Origin of the sequence: Flavobacterium sp. (assembly GCF_039930565.1) — a bacterium.
Lineage (GTDB): Bacteria > Bacteroidota > Bacteroidia > Flavobacteriales > Flavobacteriaceae > Flavobacterium.
In genome coordinates this window covers 23,044-45,249 of record NZ_JBDTTP010000025.1, presented here as the reverse complement: position 1 = coordinate 45,249, position 22,206 = coordinate 23,044, and the positions used below count along the sequence as shown (strand labels likewise).

General features: G+C 31.1%; 21 protein-coding genes. 7 read left to right on the top strand and 14 right to left on the bottom strand.

Translation table 11 applies throughout. The features are described 5' to 3' along the window. Positions 1 to 139: 139 nt before the first annotated feature. The 11 genes from ABI657_RS08510 to ABI657_RS08460 all read right to left on the bottom strand — a co-directional run bounded on the left by ABI657_RS08510 (position 140) and on the right by ABI657_RS08460 (position 11,909). A complete protein-coding gene (locus tag ABI657_RS08510) occupies positions 140 to 598 on the bottom strand; it encodes a transcriptional repressor (protein WP_348096823.1) in 459 nt (152 codons plus the stop codon). A 181-nt stretch (positions 599 to 779) separates the two neighbouring features. Continuing rightward, positions 780 to 1,322, bottom strand: coding sequence for a hypothetical protein (locus tag ABI657_RS08505; RefSeq protein WP_348096822.1), 543 nt, complete (start codon positions 1,320 to 1,322; stop codon positions 780 to 782). Between the two features lie 8 nt (positions 1,323 to 1,330). Further along, a complete protein-coding gene (locus ABI657_RS08500) occupies positions 1,331 to 3,550 on the bottom strand; it encodes a RelA/SpoT family protein (protein WP_348096821.1) in 2,220 nt (739 codons plus the stop codon). 276 nt (positions 3,551 to 3,826) lie between these two features. Next, complete coding sequence (locus ABI657_RS08495; RefSeq protein ID WP_348096820.1) at positions 3,827 to 4,615, bottom strand: RNA methyltransferase; 789 nt, start codon at positions 4,613 to 4,615, stop codon at positions 3,827 to 3,829. 79 nt (positions 4,616 to 4,694) lie between these two features. Further along, the gene (locus ABI657_RS08490) at positions 4,695 to 5,780 is read right to left on the bottom strand and encodes a phosphoglyceromutase (RefSeq protein ID WP_348096819.1); all 1,086 of its coding nucleotides are present in this window, start codon (positions 5,778 to 5,780) and stop codon (positions 4,695 to 4,697) included. 126 nt (positions 5,781 to 5,906) lie between these two features. Continuing rightward, positions 5,907 to 7,238 carry a DUF58 domain-containing protein gene (locus tag ABI657_RS08485; protein ID WP_348096818.1) on the bottom strand — a complete coding sequence of 444 codons (1,332 nt, stop codon included), beginning with the start codon at positions 7,236 to 7,238 and terminating at the stop codon, positions 5,907 to 5,909. 23 nt (positions 7,239 to 7,261) lie between these two features. Continuing rightward, on the bottom strand, positions 7,262 to 7,873 hold the full coding sequence (locus ABI657_RS08480) for a hypothetical protein (protein ID WP_348096817.1): 612 nt from the start codon (positions 7,871 to 7,873) through the stop codon (positions 7,262 to 7,264). Between the two features lie 27 nt (positions 7,874 to 7,900). Further along, complete coding sequence (locus ABI657_RS08475; RefSeq protein ID WP_348096816.1) at positions 7,901 to 8,914, bottom strand: MoxR family ATPase; 1,014 nt, start codon at positions 8,912 to 8,914, stop codon at positions 7,901 to 7,903. A gap of 36 nt (positions 8,915 to 8,950) precedes the next feature. Further along, complete coding sequence (locus ABI657_RS08470) at positions 8,951 to 10,156, bottom strand: DUF4350 domain-containing protein (RefSeq protein ID WP_348096815.1); 1,206 nt, start codon at positions 10,154 to 10,156, stop codon at positions 8,951 to 8,953. Beyond that, complete coding sequence (locus ABI657_RS08465) at positions 10,149 to 10,922, bottom strand: DUF4129 domain-containing protein (protein ID WP_348096814.1); 774 nt, start codon at positions 10,920 to 10,922, stop codon at positions 10,149 to 10,151. Before ABI657_RS08465 ends, ABI657_RS08470 begins: the two co-directional genes overlap by 8 nt. Positions 10,923 to 10,946: 24 nt before the next feature. Next, a complete protein-coding gene (locus ABI657_RS08460; protein ID WP_348096813.1) occupies positions 10,947 to 11,909 on the bottom strand; it encodes a stage II sporulation protein M in 963 nt (320 codons plus the stop codon). Between the two features lie 20 nt (positions 11,910 to 11,929). Between ABI657_RS08460 and ABI657_RS08455 the strand changes: the two genes are divergently transcribed. From ABI657_RS08455 to ABI657_RS08430, 6 genes are all read left to right on the top strand, one after another. Continuing rightward, complete coding sequence (locus ABI657_RS08455) at positions 11,930 to 12,673, top strand: RDD family protein (RefSeq protein ID WP_348096812.1); 744 nt, start codon at positions 11,930 to 11,932, stop codon at positions 12,671 to 12,673. Between the two features lie 118 nt (positions 12,674 to 12,791). After that, positions 12,792 to 13,394, top strand: a complete 603-nt coding sequence (locus ABI657_RS08450) for a trimeric intracellular cation channel family protein (RefSeq protein WP_348096811.1) — start codon at positions 12,792 to 12,794, stop codon at positions 13,392 to 13,394. 6 nt (positions 13,395 to 13,400) lie between these two features. After that, positions 13,401 to 14,378 carry a GNAT family N-acetyltransferase gene (locus tag ABI657_RS08445; protein WP_348096810.1) on the top strand — a complete coding sequence of 326 codons (978 nt, stop codon included), beginning with the start codon at positions 13,401 to 13,403 and terminating at the stop codon, positions 14,376 to 14,378. Beyond that, complete coding sequence (locus ABI657_RS08440; protein WP_348096809.1) at positions 14,375 to 15,475, top strand: DegT/DnrJ/EryC1/StrS family aminotransferase; 1,101 nt, start codon at positions 14,375 to 14,377, stop codon at positions 15,473 to 15,475. The genes ABI657_RS08445 and ABI657_RS08440 overlap by 4 nt, the downstream gene beginning before the upstream one ends. Positions 15,476 to 15,479: 4 nt before the next feature. Then, entirely contained in the window at positions 15,480 to 16,964 is a 1,485-nt protein-coding gene (locus ABI657_RS08435; RefSeq protein WP_348096808.1) for an oligosaccharide flippase family protein, read from the top strand. Further along, positions 16,961 to 17,716 (top strand): transferase, encoded by a 756-nt coding sequence (locus ABI657_RS08430; RefSeq protein ID WP_348096807.1) that lies wholly within the window; start codon positions 16,961 to 16,963, stop codon positions 17,714 to 17,716. The genes ABI657_RS08435 and ABI657_RS08430 overlap by 4 nt, the downstream gene beginning before the upstream one ends. 62 nt (positions 17,717 to 17,778) lie before the next feature. On the opposite strand, the gene ABI657_RS08425 is transcribed toward ABI657_RS08430, so the two are convergent. The 3 genes from ABI657_RS08425 to ABI657_RS08415 are packed head-to-tail and all read right to left on the bottom strand — an operon-like array spanning position 17,779 to position 21,029. Then, the gene (locus ABI657_RS08425; protein WP_348096806.1) at positions 17,779 to 18,663 is read right to left on the bottom strand and encodes a glycosyltransferase family 2 protein; all 885 of its coding nucleotides are present in this window, start codon (positions 18,661 to 18,663) and stop codon (positions 17,779 to 17,781) included. A 37-nt stretch (positions 18,664 to 18,700) separates the two neighbouring features. Then, positions 18,701 to 19,381, bottom strand: coding sequence for a hypothetical protein (locus ABI657_RS08420; RefSeq protein ID WP_348096805.1), 681 nt, complete (start codon positions 19,379 to 19,381; stop codon positions 18,701 to 18,703). Between the two features lie 55 nt (positions 19,382 to 19,436). After that, complete coding sequence (locus ABI657_RS08415; protein WP_348096804.1) at positions 19,437 to 21,029, bottom strand: phosphoethanolamine transferase; 1,593 nt, start codon at positions 21,027 to 21,029, stop codon at positions 19,437 to 19,439. Between the two features lie 64 nt (positions 21,030 to 21,093). On the opposite strand from ABI657_RS08415, the gene ABI657_RS08410 reads away from it, so the two are divergent. Next, positions 21,094 to 22,206 (top strand): glycosyltransferase, encoded by a 1,113-nt coding sequence (locus ABI657_RS08410; RefSeq protein WP_348096803.1) that lies wholly within the window; start codon positions 21,094 to 21,096, stop codon positions 22,204 to 22,206.

Below are 22,206 nucleotides of genomic sequence, written 5' to 3'. Positions count from 1 at the left end.
CCTTCATCTCCCCATTGTAATCCTAGTAATAAATCTACGGTCATTCTGTTTTAATTTGCGTTGAGACAATTTAAGTTGCCCTACTGATTAATGTAGTTAATTTTGTTTTTTAATATTTTTTGAATAATTCCTTTCCGGACTATTGTTTGTGCTTTCTGTTCCCGTAGAAATACAATGAATGATTCGTAATTTCGATATCAAATATTTCTTCGATTGTTTTTTTGATGGTCTGAATTCTTGGATCGCAAAATTCGATTACTTCACCAGAATCAGTCATTATAATATGATCGTGGTTTTTATCGAAATATGATTTTTCGTAGTAAGCCTGATTTTGCCCAAATTGATGTTTTCTAACCAAAGCGCAATCTAATAATAACTCGATCGTATTGTACAAAGTAGCTCTGCTTACACGATAGTTTTTGTTTTTCATTTTGATATAAAGGTTTTCTATATCAAAATGTTCCTCGCTTTCGTAAATTTCCTGAAGTATAGCATAACGTTCAGGAGTTTTTCGATGCCCTTTTTGTTCAAGATACATTGTAAAAACATTTTTTACAATTTCTTGATTCTTAGTATTGTCAGATGAAATGAGTGTCATATCCTGCAAAGATAATTTTTTATTTTAATGAATAAAAGTTTAAGGTTCAAAGTTTAACTTTCAAATCTGAATTTAGTCAGTCGCAATACGTTTGTTTTAGGCTTTCGTGTGACTATTTATTCCCGATTCCAGATAAACATATTAACATATTTGTTTGTATTTATGAGAAAACTAACATTCTTTAATTGACTTTTGTCATAAACATATACCAGTTCCATTCCCAGGTTTTTCCAAGGTCATCGCTCATCGCCTGGCTCCATACCGGATTATTTTGATCTCTTGCATCCCATCGAAATGCCTGAATGACATCTCTGCCATCGTAGTGGTCCTTTGAGAAAAAATGGCCTACTTTATTTTCAAATGAACCAATTACTGGCTTATCTAAAATCCCTGTATTCGAATCCGACCAATAAATGCTCCATAATTTTGTCAGTGGATTAAACAGGCGAACCGTCATACCTTCAAAAGGCTTATCATCAAAATTGGCAATAAAATTATCGATATTACCGATTCCGTGTAAAATGGTGTACATTTCCTGGGTCGATGGAAATTCAATCCATTCTGTACAATTACAAAGTCTCTTTTTTAGCTTTCTATTTATGATAGAAGACTTGCCTTTAAAAAAATCAAAATCATTTTTAGAAGAGGACTCAGAGGCATGGATAATAAGTTCTCCCTTTTCGTCAAAATTTAATGCCGGTATTTTTAAATTGTCATTTTTCATTTTTCAATCTAGGTTCTGTATTCCCTGGATACCTTATCAACACCATCAATCTTTTTAATAGCGCTAATCATTTTCTTCAAAATGGTGTTGTTTTTCACGATGACAGCTATTTGTCCATGAAAAATTCCTGCGTCAGTACTTAATGAAATACTCTGAATATTAACACTCATATTATTCGAAATGACTTTTGTTAACTGATTGGTAAGTCCCAGCACATCCATTCCCGTAATATTGATGATGGCTTTGAATTCTTCCTGAGAAGAGTCAATCCATTTGGCACTCATGATACGATAAGCATAATTAGACTGCATTCCAATCGCGTTTGGACAATCTTTTTTATGTACTTTAATACCCTCATTAATCGTTACAAATCCAAAAACATCATCTCCTGGAATTGGGTTGCAGCATTGCGAAAGTTTATAATCCAGTTTGTCATGTTCTGTTCCAAAAACCAGCATATCATAATTGCTGCTGATAATCTGTTTGTGGATATCATCATCTGCAGTATCTTTATTTCTCTTGATTTTATTTTTGAAGAAGTTGATAATCGAATTGCCTTTTTGTGCAGCATAATCCTTTAGTTGCTGATTTTCGATAGCACCTATTCCAACCCTGTAAAATAAATCCAGACTGGTTTTGAGCCTGAAAAAATTAACCAGTTCATTAATAACCTGTTCGCTGATGGTTATTTTTAAATGTTTTAGTTTTCTGGTCAGAAGCTCTTTTCCTTCTTCCGCAATTTTTTTGGTGTTTTCGTTAAGAACATTTTTAATTTTATTCTTAGCTCTAGAAGTCGTTACATAATCCAGCCAGTTTACTGTCGGTTTTTGATTCGCCGAAGTTATTACTTCTACTTGATCGCCACTTTTAAGTTCGTGATTTAATGGCACAAGTCGTCCATTTACTCGTGTTCCTCTGGTTTTTATTCCAATTTCAGAGTGAATGCTAAAAGCAAAGTCTAATGAAGTAGCTCCTTTAGGCAATGATTTGATTTCACCTTTTGGGGTAAAAACGAAAATTTCCTGAGAATATAAATTCATCTTGAAATCCTCGACAAAATCAACTGCATTGGTTTCAGAATTTTCTAAAGCCTCACGAAGTAAATTAAGCCATACATCAAGGCCGCTTTCTTCTGATGCTCCGTTTTTGTATTTATAATGCGCAGCATATCCTTTTTCGGCAATTTCATCCATACGTTCGCTTCGAACCTGAACTTCAACCCAACGCCCTTTTGGTCCCATAACAGTAATATGTAATGCTTCGTAACCAGTAGATTTTGGCGAAGAAATCCAGTCACGTAATCGGCTTGGACTTGGTCTGTAATGATCGGTTACAATCGAATAGATTTTCCATGCAACGAATTTCTCATCGTGCGAATCACATTTATAAACAATCCGGAGCGCAAATTTATCATAAACTTCATCAAAACTAACGCTTTGTGCACGCATTTTTCGACGAATAGAATAAATAGATTTTGGCCGCCCTTTAATGATGTAATCAATGTTTTCTGCATCCAGGGATTTTTTCAATACATCAGAAATATCCTTGATATAAGCATCCTGTTCTTCTTTTGTTTCCCTGATTTTACCTACAATATCTTCGTAAACTGCTGGTTCAGTATATTTTAGTCCTAAATCCTCCAGTTTGGTTTTTATATTGTAAAGTCCCAAACGATGGGCGAGAGGTGCATAAATGTATAAAGTTTCAGAGGCAATTTTGGTCTGTTTGTGCTCCACCATTGAATCCATAGTCTGCATATTGTGAAGACGATCGGCCAATTTGATTAGGATAACACGAACATCATCGTTCAGAGTCAGAATCATTTTACGGAAATTCTCTGCCTGCATCGAAGCATTAAGGTCTTTTTGAACCATCGAAATTTTCGTTAGCCCTTCAACTAATTGTGCTACTTTAGGATTGAATAAGCGTTCAATATCTTCAACAGTTATTGGTGTATCTTCAACAACATCGTGCAATAAGGCCGCAGCAATAGAGGTCGCTCCCAAACCAATTTCTGAGGCAACTATTTTCGCAACTGCAATAGGATGAAAGATATACGCTTCTCCGGATTTGCGTCTTTGTTCCTTATGGGCATCAACAGCAACATCAAAAGCTTTTCTAATTAACTTTTTGTCTGCAAGCGTTAAAGTCTGGTAGCTAATTCGAAGTAATTCCTTATACTCTTGTGCAATTGCTTTGTTTTCTTTTTCAGTATCTATTTCTATCATAACGGCATAGTTCAAGTCTTAAAAATAAGCATTAGTTGTAATATACGCAAGGGAATGGATTACTGATTTTACATTTAAAGATTGTTGAAATTCCACTTCTTTTTTTGAAATAAAAGCCAATAATTTGCCTAAATTTTTAAAGAACTAGAAGCTATTCCCGCTATCCATTACAAACTTTTGTGGCGAACCCCGCCACAAAAGGATTTCCATTTCTATCGGGGCTAGGGTATTGGTTTTTATAAGTAGTAAATGTAATCTGACATCTTCTATGATAATCTAAAACCCTCTTTGTCTTTTGGCTTCAAAAATTAAAATAGCCGCAGCCACAGAAACATTCATACTGTCAATCTCGCCCTGCATCGGAATGATGATATTTTGCGTTGCTGCATCACGCCATTCCTGTGTTAAACCTGTTGCTTCAGTACCTACAACCAAAGCAGTTGGAGTAGTGAAATCCTGTGTATGGTAAGAAGTTGAATTCTGTAGAGTTGCGCAATAAAAATCAATCTTTTTTTCTTTCAGGAAAGTGATAATTTCCGCAGTAGTTCCAATTGCAATCTGATTGGTAAACAAACAGCCAACGCTGGATCGAACAATATTCGGATTGTATAAATCACTTTTTGGATTTGCGATCAAAACAGCATCCAGATTGGCGGCATCAGCAGTTCGTAAAAGTGCTCCGATATTTCCTGGTTTTTCAGGAGCTTCAGCCACTAAAATCAAAGGATTATCAGATAGTTTTAAATCTGCTAACTGCATTGATTTGGTTTTTGCTATTGCAAGAACACCTTCGGTAGTATCGCGATAAGCCAGTTTTTGATAGACTTCTTTATTGATTTCGATTAATTGAACAGGCACATTTACTAATTTTGAAATCTGATTTTCAGTAACTAATTCAGGTAAAAATAAAACAGTTTCTATTTCGTAACCGCCTTTTATTGCCAATGATATTTCACGTAATCCTTCAATTAAAAATGTTCCGGTTTGTTTGCGGGCTTTTGCCTTTTCCTGCAATAAAACAAGCGATTTTATAAACGGATTTTGTACTGAAGTGATTTGTTTCATTTTTTTTTGAGCGACTAAGTTTTTGAGGCGCTAAGGTACTGAGATTTTTTGAAAAGTGTCGAGGTAAAGTTTTGTTACATTATTTATCAAGGACTTCCTTAACCTCATTCGCTACAGGATGTTCGGACGTAAAAGTATATCCCATAATTTTGGCAATAGTCTGAGCAAATTGTTTTTGATACAATTGAGAATCTGTTTTGACTTCTCCTTTTATACTAATTTCAGGACCAATTGCAGCAAACCAAATTTCTGATGCTCCTGTAATTTTAGCTCCATGAGTTGTCCATTCTGTTTTTGTTTTGTCTCCGCGGCCGTGATCAACAGTTATAAGCAATGTCGTTTTGTTTTTATACTGTGGATCATTTTGTACAAAATCCCAAATCTGTTTTATCCATTTGTCAACCTGATTTGCAGCATCCAGATACGATCTGTAATGGCCGTGATGTGCCCATTCATCCGTTTCTCCGTAAGAGATGTAAAGTACTTTTGGTTTTTTGGTTTTAAGTTCGTTAAAAGCTTGATAATGTGTAAAAACATCTAAACATTCGTCTTCATGAAAAGGTTTGAACGAATTGTCACGCATTTCATTTAATAATTTTTGAACAGTCGTTGGATTATTTCCTCCAATTTTATCGAAAGCAGAAATTACAGGAAAGCCGCTTCTTTGCTCATTTAATATTCTATCAAAAGCATCCCATGCTCCAAATGCAGCTACTTTACCCTTTATTTTGGGTTGTTTGTTTAAGAATTCCAAAACATTCACATTTGGATTTGGTTTATAATCATTTGAATTAACCAAAAGATCTACATTTCCTGTGAATATTTCGCTATATCCCGGATAACTAAACCAATACGGATTTGAAACATCTACTTTATTTCCTAAATCCCGATTGCCATAAATTTGCCCTTTTAAAGCAATTTCAGACCATAAAAAAGGCATTAATTTTTTGCGGCTTTCTTTAAAATCACTACTTCCGTATTTTTTGTATATGTAAGTACTATCGCCCTGATTGAAGTTTTTATCATTAGCAATGGCAGAATCGATTCCTTTAAAAACTTCCTGCCATCTTAAACCATCTGTGGTTATGATAATGATGTTCTCTGTTTTTTGAGAATAAGACAATAAGGCGAAAAAGATAAATAGAATTGAAAGTGCTTTTTTCATGTTTTTTGAGTTTCAAAAGTTCATATAAACAAAGGTTCAAAGATTTTTAATCATTCTTTCATTTACTTTATGAACTTGATAGCTTAATAATACTCATTTTACATTTTCACAACATAGATTTCATATTTATAGAATCCCTCTTGATTTAATCTCCAGATATTTATTAATAGCATCCAAAGTTAAATTCTCCGGCTGAGTAAGAACAGAATGAATTCCATATTTCTTAAGTTCATTTGCAATCAAACGTTTTTCGAACATGAATTTTTCGGCAATGACCTTATCGTAAACTTCCTGAATCGTATCGGTTTTTTTATTGATAATTTCGTTCAGTTCCGTATTTTGAAAGAAAACAACAACTAATAAATGGCTTTTTGCAATTCCTTTTAAGTACGGCATCTGGCGATTCAAACCGTCCATAGTTTCAAAGTTGGTGTACAAAATAATCAGACTTCTTTGGTTGATGTTTTTCTTGATATCGACATACAAACGGCTGTAATCACTCTCGAAGAAGTCAGTTTTGATGTTGTACAAAGTTTCAAGTATTTTTTGCATTTGAGAGCCTCTTTTTTCGGCAAAAACCCTGTTTTCTACTTTTTTAGAAAAAGCAAAAATACCGGCTTTATCCTGTTTTTTCAGAATGACATTCGCCAATACCAAAGTCGAATTGATTGCATAATCAAGCAGACTTAAACCTTCAAAAGGCATTTGCATCACACGCCCTTTATCAATAGCCATATAAACCGACTGTGATTTTTCGTCCTGAAACTGGTTCACCATCAAGGCATTTTTTTTAGCTGTGGCTTTCCAATTTAGCGTTCGAAGATCATCTCCCTGAACATATTCCTTGATTTGCTCAAATTCCATTGTATGTCCGATACGGCGAATTTTCTTGATTCCGTATTGAAATAAATTATTCGAAAAAGCCAGCAAATCATATTTTCTTAGCTGAATATACGATGGGTAGGTAGGAACCATTTTGTCCTTATCAAAAGTAAATCTTCGGGAAATTAATTTTAAGGGAGATGAAACGTAAATATTCAGATTCCCAAAATAATATTCACCACGTTCCGTTGGTCGTAAATCATAGGCAATTTTATCCTGCCCGGAAGCTTTTATATTTCTTATTATTTTAAAATCACGGACTTGAAACTGAAACGGAATTTCATCAATAATTTTAATTGAAACCGGAAAAGTATAATGGTTTTCAATCGAAATTGTAATTGTATTCAAATCGCCATTCGAAAGCTTTTCCGGCGTTTCTCTGGAAGCTTCTATTCCTGTTTTGGCTAAATATAGTATCAGTATATCGAGTGCGAGAAACGTAATTAATACTAAAACAATCAACCAGACTGCATTATATAAATTAGGAAAAATAAAAGCATAAACGAATAGTCCGATGATGCCTAAAAGCACATAGAAGAAGAAGTTATTGAGATATAGACTTTTTATGAATTTCAATTTAAAAATATTTAGTTTTAATACTATATTTTAGTGAGGCTCTCATAATCAAAGCCCTGCAAGTAGTCTATTTTCCAGACTCCATTTTCCTTCACGGCCCTAACTTTGTACTTTGAACTGTCTTTCCAGACGGTCCATATCCAATTAAAACTTGCCTTATTGTTATCGATTTTCAAATCAGTTAACTTAAGTGTTTTCCAATATACCTCCGGATTATCCTGACATTCACACCACATGTTGCTGTCATTGCCATATGGGGGCAGGTCACCAACAAAATACTCCCATTTGTGAGTCTTCAGATTATCGTCTACTTTCAGGCCAATCTTATTATAATTGTCAAGGGATTTTTGCGTAAAAAAGTTGGTTTTTTTAAGCTCATTTAATTTTTTATTATGAGCGTTTAAATTTAAGCCAATATATTTGTCACCCTTATGGTTTTCAATAACATCAAAATCGGGTCCTTCACTTTTTGTCTCAATCCATTCATAAGTTTTTCTAACTAATGTTTCAAGTTGTTTATCATTTGTAAAACTAATGGACTTTTTTTGAATTGAAAGGGTGTCATCATTTATAGGCGAATGACTGACCAGTAAAATCCAAATAAATACCAGAGAAAATAATTTTGAGAACTTCATTTTAGTTTAATATTTCAATATAAATAATTACCTAGGAATCTCTACTGTTTCAATAATCTGTTTAATAATTTCTGAACTTGTAATACCTTCCATTTCACGTTCCGGAGTTACAATAACACGGTGTTGTAAAACAGGAGTCGCAGCTTCTTTAATATCTTCGGGAGTTACAAAATCACGTCCGCGAATAGCTGCAAAACCTTTAGATGCGTTTAAAATTGCAATGGAGGCACGAGGTGAGGCCCCTAAATATAAAAAGGCATTTTCACGTGTGTTGACTACAATTCGGGCAATATATTCTAATAAATTTTGTTCCACTCTTATTTGCTTTACCAAGGCCTGATAACTTTTTATTTCCTCCCCAGAAAGTATCGTTTTGATGGTTTCCAATTTACCATGATCCTGCAATAAATGTTCTCTTTGAATAATCAGGATTTCTTCATCCAGTTTTGGATAATCGATTGTGATTTTGAATAAAAAACGATCCAGTTGGGCCTCCGGCAATCTGTACGTTCCTTCCTGTTCTATTGGATTTTGAGTGGCAATAACCAAAAATGGAGTTTCAAGCTGAAATGCAGAACCATCAATTGTAATCTGGCGTTCTTCCATTACTTCAAAAAGTGCAGCCTGTGTTTTGGCAGGTGCTCTGTTTATCTCATCAATTAAAATTAAATTAGAGAAAATAGGACCTTGCTTAAATTCGAATTCCGAATTTTTCAAATTGAAAATCGAAGTTCCCAAAATATCAGAAGGCATCAGATCAGGTGTAAACTGAATTCTGCTAAAGCCAATATTTAAAGTTTTTGATAATAATTTTGCAGTGATGGTTTTGGCGACTCCGGGAACACCCTCAAGCAAAACGTGGCCATTAGACAAAATAGCAACCAATAACTGGTCAATCATTTTATGCTGGCCCACAATTACAGTTTCAATTTCTTTTTTGATGCTGTTTACATGCTCTAAAAGCGGTCCTAAATTTAATCGGGTTTCAAAATTCACATTCTCATTAGTGATTTCGTTTTCTGTTGTATTGATATCGTCCATGTTTTGTATGTTTTCTTTATATGAATTCGTTAAATATTAATATAAAATTTTCTCAATCGCATTATTGATCCGGATTAAATCCTCTTCAAGGCTTCCATGATAACTTTTTCGATGCTCGTTAATAAGGAATACCAGTTCCCTGATATCATTTTCTTCTTTTCCTGACTTGTGATGTAATTTTTTTATAAAATCATCATCAAGTTTTGTGGTGTCAATTAAGTATTCATTTCGTATACGCTCCAGAAAGTAAATTATTTTCTTATCGATAATATTGTCATGATCACCTTCCTGATAATATAGATTCCCAATGGTTTTTGTGAAATCGAGTGTTAAATTAGGCAAAGGTTTCAGTATCGGAACAATTCTTTGTTTTCGTTTGGCATTAAAAACAATAAAAATTAATAATCCTACTAAAGATAAATATAATGCCCACTCTAATGGCGGCTGACTTAAGATATATCGCAAGGGCGAATTAGAAATGGATTCATTATTTTCATTCTTCGTATACCAAAATACATCACCTTTCGAAATATAGGATAAAACGTTTTCCGTGTACTGATAATTGTTCTTTTTGAGTAGATTAAAGTTGGTAAAAGCCACCGGCTGTGTGTGCAGATAAAAATAACCATTAACATGAGGAACTTTTATAAAATTGACATGTTTTGTATTTTTGTTGTTGCCCTGATAACCTAAAACAGTCGTGTTAGCGGTATCAATTTTAGAAAAATAAGTTTCCAAAGATTCTTTTAAAAAATATTTTTTGGAACTTACTTCATTATTTGCCATCCACGCTGCAGTGCTGTCAGCATATTGGAAATCATTTTTTAATTCGATTTTTAAACTGTCTATGAGGTATTTAGGGAATTCTTTCATGCTTAAAAAAGCGCTATTACCGTGCGAAACAAAGTAAAAAATCTCTTTTATAGATTGATCATCAATATTATTAATTTCAGATATATTAATGAATGTACCTTTTATCCTGTAATCAAGAACTAAAGTGTCTATGTTATATTTTGGTTCCAGAAATTCATACGGTGTTACTGCTTCAACTTTTTCAATTTTCGTATTTTTCAATATACTATTGATTTCCTTATCAAAAACATACAAGCCAAACGGAATTTTATCATTCACGGAATAAGTAGAACGCCAGTCAATAGGTTTTTGCCGGCTGGGTGATGCTATTAAAATCAATATAAAAATAAAAACCAGAATAGCGATGTAAATTTTGATGGATTTATTCATTGCTAAAAGTTTTTATGGAATTCTTAAATCGGTTTTGGGTCTTTTGAAAAGTGTTATCGTCAATCTCAAATTCACCATACCAAATATAGTTGTACAAATACGATAAATAAGTAAACTCTTCTTTATGAATTGGACTTTGAAGTTCGTATAAATAATCAGAATTTGTTTTTTCGATATCCCATTTTATATAATGATTTTGTGCCATCACTTTCAATAGCCAAAGGTAATAATAGCGAACCGCAATCCTTTTTTCTCCAGACAGAATGCTTTCCTTAATTAATTTGTCAAAATTCAGAAGATGAATATTTTTTTCAATATCAGAATAATTAATGGTTTTTTTGTTTGAATTTTTTCCAAAAATCCATTGTCCTTCTTTATTAATCAGAGCTTTTACGATTAAATAAATTACAATAACAACGATAATAACAGCTAAAGCTTTCAATAAGATCGCTACGAAATTCATGGAACTTTCATCGCTTGTAAAACTGAAAAGATTTCTGAAAATGCTGGCAAGCCATTCTTTAAAACGATCCCATGCATTCTTTTCAGGAGTTTTTGGCTGGTAAATGAATTCAGTATCAGTATATTTTTTTTGAAAATTTTTAGCAAAATTTTTGGCTTCAATAGTATCCGAATCAATTTGGATATCTTTCTCAAAATACTTTATCGATGCCATTTTAGGCGGTTCTTCAGTAGCCAATGAATCCTGAGCATTAGTGCTGCAGAAAAATAATAAGGAAAAAATAAGTAAAATTTTATTCATCATTGGTTGATTAATTCAATTTAGGTGCTATTGCAATGTTTTTTTGTGAACGATAAAAGGATACACTAGATAATAAAAGGATATGACACCCAATGTAAATAAAATAATAAAACTGCTAAGCAAATTAGGCATATCAATCGAATAGCGGGTTATGAAGCCTTCCAGAAATCCTGCAGAAATAGTAAAAGGAAATGTACTCAGGAATATCTTAAAACTATTTTTAAAACCTATTTTGAAAGAATTGGCTCTTGAATATGTTTTAGGAAAAAGAATTGAAGCACCTAAAATAAATCCGGCAGCGGTTTCAATTACTATAGCAAAAATTTCCATAGAACCGTGAATCCAGATTCCGCGGACACTTTTCCAGAACACGTTTTGTTCGTAAAAAAAATATTGAAAAGATCCTATCATGATTCCATTGTAAGAGGAAATGTAAAAAGTTCCCAAACCTCCAAGAATGCCATAGATATAACATTTTGCACCTACATAAAGGTTATTCAGAGTAATTCCTATAAAGCTCCCCCAATTGCTTCCGGAACCGTAAACCGCCATTGGATCTCCCTTCTTGATGTTTTCCAAAGTCATGTTTACGTAGCCATCGCCTAAAATCAATCGTACAAAATCCTGGTCGTATATTGCCGAAATAACCCCAATACCTAATGTTATAAAAAATAATACAAAAGCATACATTACATATCTTTTATATTCGTAAACTAATAATGGAACTTCAGTCTTAAAAAACTCCAGAAATTTATTTTTTTCCGTTCTTTTGGTTTTATAAATCTTTTGGTAAATCTGTGAGGCCAGGTAATTAAGGTAAACTACCGTTTTACTTTTTGGATAATACGTTTGTGCATACGACAAATCATTCATCATTTGAATGTACAAATTAGCCAATTCATCAGGATTTTTTTTAGCTTTACCAAAAATAGCCAGTTCAAATTCCAGCCATTTTTCTTTATTTTGTTTTATAAACGCAATTTCTCTCATTATAGGCTAAAATATAAAATATGTCAGAATTATCAATTAATACGACGCAAAATGTTAAAATAAATTTTAAGGCAGCATCTGTTGGTGAGCGGATAGGATCTTATTTTATCGATTTGATTATCAAAATTGCTTATGGAATAGTAGTTTATGGTATCTTTTTCTACTGGATGGGAATGAATCATTTTCTGGATAATGGAGATATGTGGTCAGTAATTTCGATCATTCTGATCTTTTATTTTCCCATTATAATCTATTCCATAACAATGGAAAGCATTTTTGAAGGACAGACTATCGGTAAAAAATTAAACAAAATAAAAGTAGTTAAAATTGATGGTTATCAGGCGGGATTCGGAGATTACCTGATACGATGGTTTTTTCGATTAATAGATGTTTCCCTATTTTACGGAGTTATAGGCATGATAACAATTGCATCAAATAAAAGAGGGCAAAGACTGGGAGATATGGCGGCAGGAACGTCAGTTATAAGCCTAAAAAACAATATTAACATAAGTCATACTATTCTTGAGGAAATAGGAAATGCTTATGTGCCAACTTATCCTTTGGTCATAAAATTGTCAGATAATGATATGAGAATTATTAAGGAAACATTTTTAAAAGCAGATGCCACTAATGATTATGAAATCATTAGTAAATTGGTTAATAAAATAGAACATGTTACCGGAATCAAAAACCAATCCGGAAATAACAGGGACTTTATTAGAATTGTTTTAAAAGATTATAACTTTTATACACAAAATATGTAATAAATTGGCAGCTTTAATCTTAGTTAGACAATATCCTTAATCTGGAGAATTACATTTCCGGATGAAAAATATAAATAAAAACAATTCAATTCTGAGTCCTAATTTAGAACCTTAAAAAATGTTTCATTTACTAGACATTATTGGTACAATGGCGTTTGCCTTGTCAGGTGCTTTAACGGCAATGCATAAAAAACTGGATCCATTTGGTGTTTTTATTATTGCATTTGTTACCGCGGTTGGCGGTGGGACTCTTCGGGATGTTTTAATAGGCAGGGCTCCTGTTGGATGGATGAGAGATTTACAATATGTTTATGTCATTATTTTAGGTTTTGGATTAGCGATACTTTTTCGAAAAAAATTTGATAAACTACGCACCTCATTATTTTTGTTTGATACAATCGGATTAGGGGTTTTTACATTAATTGGTCTTGAAAAAGGAATCATGATTGGGTTGCATCCTGTAATTTGTATTGCTTTAGGAACAATGACTGCTTGTTTTGGCGGAGTCATTCGTGACATTTTGTGTACAGAAATCCCAACAATTTTCAGAAGGGAAATTTATGCGACGATTTGTATTTTTGGCGGAATTATTTTTTTTGCATTAAGAAGTTTGGAATTAAATGAAGATATATTGTATTTGACAACCTCAATTGTTATAATTTCGGTGAGGCTAATGGCAGTAAAATTCAAATGGTATTTGCCTGCCTTTGATCATAAATAAAAAACATTGGATAGATATACCGTAAAAAAATATAACGAAAACGATTATGCAATCTGGAATGACTTTATTGATCATGCCAAAAATGCTACGTTTTTGTTTCATCGTGATTTTATGGAATATCATAAAGACCGTTTCGAAGATTATTCCCTATTGGTTTTCGATGGAAAAAAACTGGTTGCCGTTTTGCCTGCTAATAAATCCGGAGAAACGTTGTATTCTCATCAGGGATTGACTTATGGGGGATTGGTTTTATCTCCAAAATCTAAGTTGTACAATATAATTTTTATCTTCAAATCAATATTACAATATTTAAATGTCAATAAAATTTCCAAATTAATTTTAAAACAAATACCTTCAATATATTGTAATTATTTGTCAGATGAAATTGATTATTTGATTTATATATGCAAAGGGAAAATAATAATGAAAAATAATATTTCTATAATTTCATTGGAAAATAATTTGACAATTTCTAAATCCAGGATGGAATGTATTAGAAGAGGTAAAAAACTAAATTTAATTATTAAAGAAGAAAATAATTTAGAATCGTTTTGGAATGATTTATTAATGCCTAATTTAAGTGAAAAATATGGTTCAAAACCTGTCCATACTGTTAAGGAAATAGAATTTTTGCATAAAAAATTTCCAACAAACATACGCCATTTTAATGTATATCATGGAGATAAATTAGTTTGCGGAACAACGGTTTTTATTACCAAAAATGTTGTTAAACCACAATACATATCTGGCAATGAAGATAATAATATGCTGGGTAGTATTGATTTTTTGTATGATTTTTTAATTAAGGAAATAGCAAAAAATAAAAAATTTTTTGATTTTGGTCCTTCACATGATAGCAGTGATTTACATATTGTGAAGGGCATAAGTTTTTGGAAAGAAAGTTTTGGAGCAAATTCCTTAATTCAGAATTTTTATGAAGTTGAAACTTCAAATTATTATTTGTTAGATACTATTTTAAAATGATAAAATTTCTGGATTTAAAAAAAATAAATGCTCCCTATGAAACTCTTTTTCAGGAAAAACTGAAATTAGTTTTGGATAATGGTTGGTATATCATGGGAAATGAATTAAAAACATTTGAAAATAACTTTGCTCATTATTGTGGAACAAAATATTGCATAGGTGTAGGAAATGGTTATGATGCTTTAGTTTTAATTTTTAAAGGTTATATCCAATTAGGTAAACTACGAAAAGGAGACGAAGTAATCGTTCCTGCCAATACATATATAGCTAGTATTCTGGCGGTTTTACAAGCAGATTTAATTCCTGTTTTGGTTGAACCAAAGTTAGCAACCTATAATGTCAATCCAGATTTAATTTTAGAAAAAATTACGCGTAAAACTAAAGCTGTTTTGGCTGTTCATCTTTATGGACAATTAGCCGAAATGGATGCTATTAATAGAATTGCCAATCAAAATAACTTATTAGTAATCGAAGATGCAGCTCAGGCACACGGAGCCTCTTTAGACGGAAATAAAAAATCAGGAAACCTTTCAAATGCAGCAGCCTTTAGCTTTTATCCGGGGAAAAATCTGGGTGCTTTAGGAGATGGAGGAGCGATTACTACAAATAATTCTGAATTGGCGAAAATTATTCAATCTCTTAGAAATTATGGTTCTAACATTAAATATCAGAATGAACAAATTGGGGTAAATTCCAGATTGGATGAATTACAGGCTAGTTTTTTAAATCTGAAATTGCAGGATCTAAACAATGATAATGAAAAGCGTTGTAATGTTGCTTATCGTTTTTTATCTGAAATTAAAAACGATAAGGTTACTTTACCATTTTGGGATTTATCACGCAACCATGTTTTTCATTTGTTTGTTATTCGAACCGAAAACAGAGATCATTTACAACAGTATTTATTGGATAATGAAATCCAAACAATGATTCATTACCCAATTCCGCCTCATAAGCAAAAAGCTTTTTCAAACTGGAATAATTTATCTTTCCCTATTACCGAAAAAATACACAATGAGATTTTAAGTTTGCCTATGAGTCCAACTATGAAAGACAATGAGGTCAGTTATGTAATTGAGGTTTTAAATAAATATTAAAATAGTGGCAGAAAACAAATCTTCATATCTTCAAATTATAAGAGCTACATCTATTTTTGGAGGAGTACAGTTTTTTAATATTCTTATTTCAATAGTCAGAACAAAATTGATAGCATTATATATTGGGCCTGCAGGAATGGGAATTATTTCGTTGCTGAATTCGGCTCTTAATATGGTTAATGGAATTACGAGTTTAGGCATTGAAACAAGTGCTGTAAAACATATTTCTGAAAAATATAAGCAAAATGATTTAAATACTGTTTCAACAATAATTGCAATAGTAAAAAAAATAGCATTTATAACTGGCGTTTTTGGAATGTTAATAGTTATACTGTTTTCAAGTTGGTTAAGTAGACTTACTTTTGGGAATACGAATTATAATTACCTGTTTATTTATTTATCCGTAACCTTGTTATTTAGGCAATTGTCTGTAGGTCAAATGGTCATTTTTCAAGGATTACGAAAGCTAAAAATACTGGCTAAAGCTAATTTTTACGGAAATTTAATAGGGTTGATGTTTTCTATTCCGTTGTATTACTTTTATAGAATAGACGCCATCGTTCCTTCGCTTGTAGTTGCTTCTGTTTCTTCTGTATTAGTGTCTTTTTATTACTCAAAAAATATTAAAATTCAAAAAAGTGTTGTGTCCAATTCTCAATTTAGTAGCACGGGAAAAAGTATAATTAAACTTGGTGTAATGCTGACTTTAAGCGGATTGCTGACGTTGTTATCTTCTTATATCATTCAGATTTATGTTGCGAAAAATGGAGGATTAACTGAAGTGGGCTTTTACAATGCGGGTTTTACTCTGCTGAACTCTTATGTCGGAATAGTGTTTACTGTAATGAGTACTGACTATTTTCCGAAGTTATCCTCTGTCTGCAATGATAATAATAAAATTAGAGAAAGTGTGACTGAACAAGCATATATGTCTATTTTTATAATTACCCCAATAGTAATTCTGTTTTTGGCATTTGTTCCACTTATCATTAAAATTTTATATAATTCAAAATTTATTTCGATTATTCCGATGGTATGTTTTGGTATGCTGGCAATGTTGTTTCGTGCTGTTTCCTGGTCAATGGGATACGTGCTTATAGCTAAGGGTGATTCCAGGATATTTATAAAAACGGCTTTTGGATTTAATTTTTTGTCAATTATTTTAAATATTCTGGGATATTATTTTTATGGTTTAGAAGGGCTGGGTTTTAGTTTTTTGATTTACTATATGATACATTTGATAGTCTTAAAAATAATTACTAAGAAAATATATGATTTTTATTTTGATATTAAATTTTATCAGGTTTATATGATTTGTATATTGATGTGTTTTACCACTTTTTTTATGACATACATTTCAGATCTAACTTTGAAATACAGTTTCATGGGTGTTATGATAATACTGTCTTTAGCTTTTGTATTGTATCATGTTGATAAAAAAATAGGTTTTAAATTTTTATATAATTCAATAAGTAAGAAGAAAAAATGATTGATTTTGCAAGGGATAAATATAGAAAACTAAGGAGGGCTTATCATAAAATTAAGTTTTATAATTCTGTTAATTGGACCAAAACTATTTATTTTAATTTAAAAAAATTTCCTTTTTCAGTTGCTAAAAAGTTTCCGGTTTTTTTCTATGGAAAAGTAAAATTCACTTCCATTAAAGGAGAAATTTTAATTCATGGAAATGTGAAAAGAGGAATGATTGGTTTTGGTCAGCCTTATGAAATGAACAGCTTGCATAAAGGAATAGCTGAAGTTATTATTCATGGGAAAATGATTTTTAACGGACATTTCCAGTTTGGGAAAGATTATTTTGTTTATATAGGAAAGAATGGTAGTTGTGAATTTGGGCATATGTCATCTTTAGGGTCCAATGGGAAATTGATTTGCGTAGAAAAAGTGGTCTTAGGCGAATATTGTCGTATAGGTTCCGAATCCCAAATAATGGATACAAATTTCCATCAAATGATAGATACACTCACAGGAGAAAACTTTTCAATGACAGCACCAATTTGTCTGGGAAGATATAATTATTTTGGCAATCGGGTTTCTATAATGTCAAAAACAAAAACACCTGATTATTGTACAATAGCTTCTAATAGTTTATGTAATTCTGATTATTCTGAAATTGGGACTAATATTCTAATTGGAGGCATTCCAGCAAAATTGCTAAAAGAAAATATTTCAAGAAATTGGGAAGGAGAGAAATATGCTTTGGAGCAAATGTTGATGGTTTAGAAGGATCAAATTTTCATACGCAAAGATGATGATTTATTGAAATCAAGGTTAGCAGCTTAATTTTAAAGTGTCTTTAATCCGAGTCTTAATCTCAGATAACAATTTTTAAGCATGACAAGAAAATTTCTAGTACGAAAGGAGTTGCGTATTTCGATATTTACCCTTGAAATTAAAATTTGATGTTCGCTTTTGTTTTTGTTGAGCTTAAATGCTTTTTGTAAAATAATATAAGTAGAATTGCTGTTTTTATTTTTTTTCATATAAAAAGAGGCATGCAAAGAATTTGGGGTTATTCTTTTTTGAACCAGAATCGCATCAATATATTCTATGTCATATTCTCTTGAAGCCCGAATCCAGTAATCGAAATCTTCATACGATAATGTGGTGTCATAACCATTGAGTGCGTCAAAAATAGATTTTTTATACATAGATGCAACAGAACATAAAACGGTTTCGCTGCTTATTACTTTTGAATAAATATCCCCGGAAGGTCTCAGCGTCTTGGATTTTAAGTTTTCATCTACTTCAAAATAATAGGAGGAGTGGTCTCCATCTGTGGTTATATTTTCAGCATTGCCATATACCATAGCGAGATTAGTAAATTTACTTTTTTTAAAAGCATTTAGTTGCATTTCTATACAATTAGGCAATAAAATATCATCAGCAGCGAGGTCTATAAAAAAATCACCCGTAACATATTGCAATGCATTGGTAACAGATTGTGTTAAACCAATATTTTTTTTGTTTTTAATAAATTGAATTTCTGGGAAATTTAGGATAAAATTGTCTATAACTTTAACAGAATTATCTGAACTATAATCATCGATAACAATTAATTGAATGTTGTCATGAGATTGATTCAGTACAGATTGTATACTCTTACAAACATATTCCGCATGATTGTAACACGAACATATTACAGTTACGGCAGTACTAGAATTTGGCATTATTTTTTTTAGCTAAATTAGTAAAATATACTTTTAATTAACGTTCCGTGTTTTTAACAACGTTGGGTAATAGGAAAAAGTCAACATTTTTATCCAGTAAAACCTCATACACTAAAAATTTAGAATATATTTTATTTATAATCCCTTTTTGATCAGAGTACCAGGATATCTTTTTTAAATGAGGAAATTTATTTGAAATTATTGGAAAATTCAGGTAATCAAACGAAATGTAATCTGTTGGATAGTTTTTTGTTTTGAGCTCTATTTGATCTATGTAATAGTTTAAGCTGTCTTTACTTTTAGAATATAAAAATGGAGGCAAATAATAAGAGGTCTTGTATCCTGCTTTTTTAAAATTAGTGATTAGCTCAGGAAAAGAAGATTCTATAATAATATGATTTCGGGGTATGTTTAATTTTGCAATTATTCTATTTAATTCATAAAGCGATTTATTTGTGTTTGAGCTGTCTATATTTTTAAAATCTAACCAATATATTAAGTTTTTAAGCGATTTTGAATGAGCTAAATAATCATTTAAATTGAGATTAATACTTTGCGCAGGCGGGTGATTGATATCAAATAAATTTTCTTTTTTATCATAAATTAAATCTAATTCAACACCATGGAAGTTGTTTTTTACAGCATTTAACTTTTCAATGCTATTTACTCGATGTACCAATACTTTCTTATTAAATAAAAAAGAAATAGTACTGTTCATATAGAATATGGAAAATATTATTAACAAAGTAAAAAGAATAATACAGCTTCGTTTATTATTTTTTAAAAAATTCATCATAGGTTTTGCCGTTAAATATGATTCGTTTTTTTGATTCATATTGTTTATTAAAAATGCTTCTGTCAGATTCAAACTTTCCAAATTTTATGGAAGCTAGGTCTGCCATCGAATAAAGCAGATCTTCGGTCGAGTATTTTCGATTAATGTCAAAAATGAGATTATTCTTTTCCTTAATTTTTAAATCAGATCTCCATAATATAAATGGTATATCGTACATAGATTTTGTTCCTTTTGATTCTGTATGTCCAGAGAAATTAATACAGTCATATACTTCCTCACCGTGGTCAGAAAACAGTAATACGGCTGTTTTTCCATTGTTTTTTCGGGCTAATTTAATGATGTTGTACCAAATATAATCCTGATATAAAACAGCGTTGTCATAATGGTTTGTTTCTAGAATTGCTGTTTCAGATAAAAACCTTGATTTAGGCCTAGTGTTAAATTTAGCAAAAAGGGCTGGGTATCTGTTTTTATATAAAAGATGTGTACCCATTAAGTGTAAAATTATTAGTTTTTTCTTTTCTTTTGATTTTAAAATAGCTTTATATGAATTAAATAAAACGTCATCAAAATTAGACTCATCATCTGATATATTAAAAAAAATCTTTTTTTGAGCACTGTTTGCAATCGCTGTAATAAAATTGTCCCAAATACCACTTGGCTTTTGATTGGAAAGCCAAAAAGTTGAAAAGCCAGCCTGATTAAATAATTGTAGAATATTTCCCTTGTATTTCAAATCTATATTTTGAGTGTTGCCTAAAGTCAACACTTTTTCTAATGAAGTTAAAGTATGGGTATTTGGAGTTACGACATCCTGATAGACTAATAATTCATTAGAAATAGAGTTTAATAATGGCGTTGTGGATCTCTGGTAATTATAAATCCCCATGTGAGTTCTTGTTGTTGACTCTCCAATAACTAATACATAGGTTTCAGAAATAGTATCTTTGTTTGCCTCAGCTCCATAAAAACAGGAACTCTTTTTTTTAAATTTTAGTTTATTATAAGCATTTATTTCTGCATTATAATTTTGGATACTTCTATAAATTATTTTGGGAAGAAAACTAATTTTAAGCGGTGAGAATAATAGAATTGCGAAAGAAAAAAAAACAGTGAAGGCTATAATAATTTTGGTGTATTTTTTTAATTCAGGATTTAGAAAGACAATTTTATTTTTTAAATAAAAAAAAGCAAAAATAAGATAAACAAACAGGAGGCTGAAAAAAATAAAACAAGTGCCTAAATTGCTATATTGATTTGCAAATGCTTTAATTTCTGATGGATTAGATTCAAAAAATATAAAAAGACTAGAACTCGAAAAATAAGTTCTAAACAAGACTAAATAAACAGTCTCAATTAGTCCGAAAAAGTATAATAAAAATAATAGAACAAGTATTATAATCTTTTTTGTGGGAAAAAGTAAAACGCATGTTAATAAAACAGCAAAAGCAAAAACAAAGTTTTCAATAATATCAACAATATAATAAATACCATTATAGATATAAGGAAAAATAAATGCTAATATTGCAGGATAGAAAAAAACAAAAATAACTTTGTAAGGAAGTTTCATAAAATGTCTTTTTTCAACAAACATACTGTATGTTAAATGTTTTTTTGTTAATAATTTACAATTAATGAATAGTTTACATAAAACGCATAAAATATTTTTACTTGCAGATCAACTTTCCATGGGAGGTGCAGAGCGTTCTGCGGCATTTTTATCTAAATACCTTGCTAGTAAAAACATTGTTGTTAAAATCATGGTTAACAATGATAAAATAGAATATGAATATTCAGGAGAGATTTTAAATCTTGGAAAAATCAGGGCCAATAATACAAATTATTTTAATAAGTTCAGAAGACTTTTTATCTTTTATAAATACATACAATCTAATAGGTTTGATTACATAATTGATTTTCGAATGAAACGTTTTGAATATCAGGAATTTTTGTTTGCACTTTTACTTTTTAAGTCAAAGCTTATCGTTACAATACATAGTTATATGATTTCGTACTATTTTCCCAGTAATAAGTTTTTGGCAAAAAGAATTTATAAAAAAGCGCATAAAATTGTAACTGTTGCAGCAAAAATAAATTCAAAAATTATTTCAGATTATGGGTATAGTGCAAGTCAAATTCAAACAATTTATAATCCGGTTGATATAGATTATATTGATGCTCGTTCTAATGAACCATTCGAAATGCAATATGATTATATTATTGCTATCGGAAGTATGGGAAATATTAATGTGAAACAATTTGATAAATTAATTGAAAGTTACATTAAGTCAACATTACCAGAGAACGGTATTCGACTAGTAATCCTTGGCGATGGTGTTATGAAAAAAGAATTGGAATTACAAGTTAAAAAATTAGATGCAGCGAATAATGTTGTTTTTAAAGGATTTGTAGATAACCCATATAAATTCATGAAAAACGCTAAATTTATAATTTTGTCAAGTAAATTTGAAGGATTTCCTATGGTACTTATTGAAACGCTAACTTGTGGCACCCCTGTTGTTGCTTTTGATTGTTTTTCGGGACCAAGTGAGATTATCTCCCATGAAAAAAATGGGCTTTTGGTGGAAAATCAAAATTTTGAAAAACTAACAGAAGCAATGAATAAAATGGTTTCAGATAAAGAATTGTATAATATTTGTAAACAAAATACCAAAAGCAGTGTTGCTCAATTTTCATTAGAAAATATTGGCGACAAGTGGTTAAATCTTATGGGGATTAAAAATTAA

What these genes read in the sequence shown, in the direction of transcription:
- ABI657_RS08510 (WP_348096823.1), bottom strand. Translation starts at nt 598, where the DNA reads ATGACACTCATTTCATCTGACAATACTAAGAATCAAGAAATTGTAAAA.
- ABI657_RS08505 (WP_348096822.1), bottom strand. Translation starts at nt 1,322, where the DNA reads ATGAAAAATGACAATTTAAAAATACCGGCATTAAATTTTGACGAAAAG.
- ABI657_RS08500 (WP_348096821.1), bottom strand. Translation starts at nt 3,550, where the DNA reads ATGATAGAAATAGATACTGAAAAAGAAAACAAAGCAATTGCACAAGAG.
- ABI657_RS08495 (WP_348096820.1), bottom strand. Translation starts at nt 4,615, where the DNA reads ATGAAACAAATCACTTCAGTACAAAATCCGTTTATAAAATCGCTTGTT.
- ABI657_RS08490 (WP_348096819.1), bottom strand. Translation starts at nt 5,780, where the DNA reads ATGAAAAAAGCACTTTCAATTCTATTTATCTTTTTCGCCTTATTGTCT.
- ABI657_RS08480 (WP_348096817.1), bottom strand. Translation starts at nt 7,873, where the DNA reads ATGAAGTTCTCAAAATTATTTTCTCTGGTATTTATTTGGATTTTACTG.
- ABI657_RS08475 (WP_348096816.1), bottom strand. Translation starts at nt 8,914, where the DNA reads ATGGACGATATCAATACAACAGAAAACGAAATCACTAATGAGAATGTG.
- ABI657_RS08470 (WP_348096815.1), bottom strand. Translation starts at nt 10,156, where the DNA reads ATGAATAAATCCATCAAAATTTACATCGCTATTCTGGTTTTTATTTTT.
- ABI657_RS08465 (WP_348096814.1), bottom strand. Translation starts at nt 10,922, where the DNA reads ATGATGAATAAAATTTTACTTATTTTTTCCTTATTATTTTTCTGCAGC.
- ABI657_RS08460 (WP_348096813.1), bottom strand. Translation starts at nt 11,909, where the DNA reads ATGAGAGAAATTGCGTTTATAAAACAAAATAAAGAAAAATGGCTGGAA.
- ABI657_RS08455 (WP_348096812.1), top strand. Translation starts at nt 11,930, where the DNA reads ATGTCAGAATTATCAATTAATACGACGCAAAATGTTAAAATAAATTTT.
- ABI657_RS08450 (WP_348096811.1), top strand. Translation starts at nt 12,792, where the DNA reads ATGTTTCATTTACTAGACATTATTGGTACAATGGCGTTTGCCTTGTCA.
- ABI657_RS08440 (WP_348096809.1), top strand. Translation starts at nt 14,375, where the DNA reads ATGATAAAATTTCTGGATTTAAAAAAAATAAATGCTCCCTATGAAACT.
- ABI657_RS08430 (WP_348096807.1), top strand. Translation starts at nt 16,961, where the DNA reads ATGATTGATTTTGCAAGGGATAAATATAGAAAACTAAGGAGGGCTTAT.
- ABI657_RS08425 (WP_348096806.1), bottom strand. Translation starts at nt 18,663, where the DNA reads ATGCCAAATTCTAGTACTGCCGTAACTGTAATATGTTCGTGTTACAAT.
- ABI657_RS08420 (WP_348096805.1), bottom strand. Translation starts at nt 19,381, where the DNA reads ATGAACAGTACTATTTCTTTTTTATTTAATAAGAAAGTATTGGTACAT.
- ABI657_RS08415 (WP_348096804.1), bottom strand. Translation starts at nt 21,029, where the DNA reads ATGAAACTTCCTTACAAAGTTATTTTTGTTTTTTTCTATCCTGCAATA.
- ABI657_RS08410 (WP_348096803.1), top strand. Translation starts at nt 21,094, where the DNA reads ATGAATAGTTTACATAAAACGCATAAAATATTTTTACTTGCAGATCAA.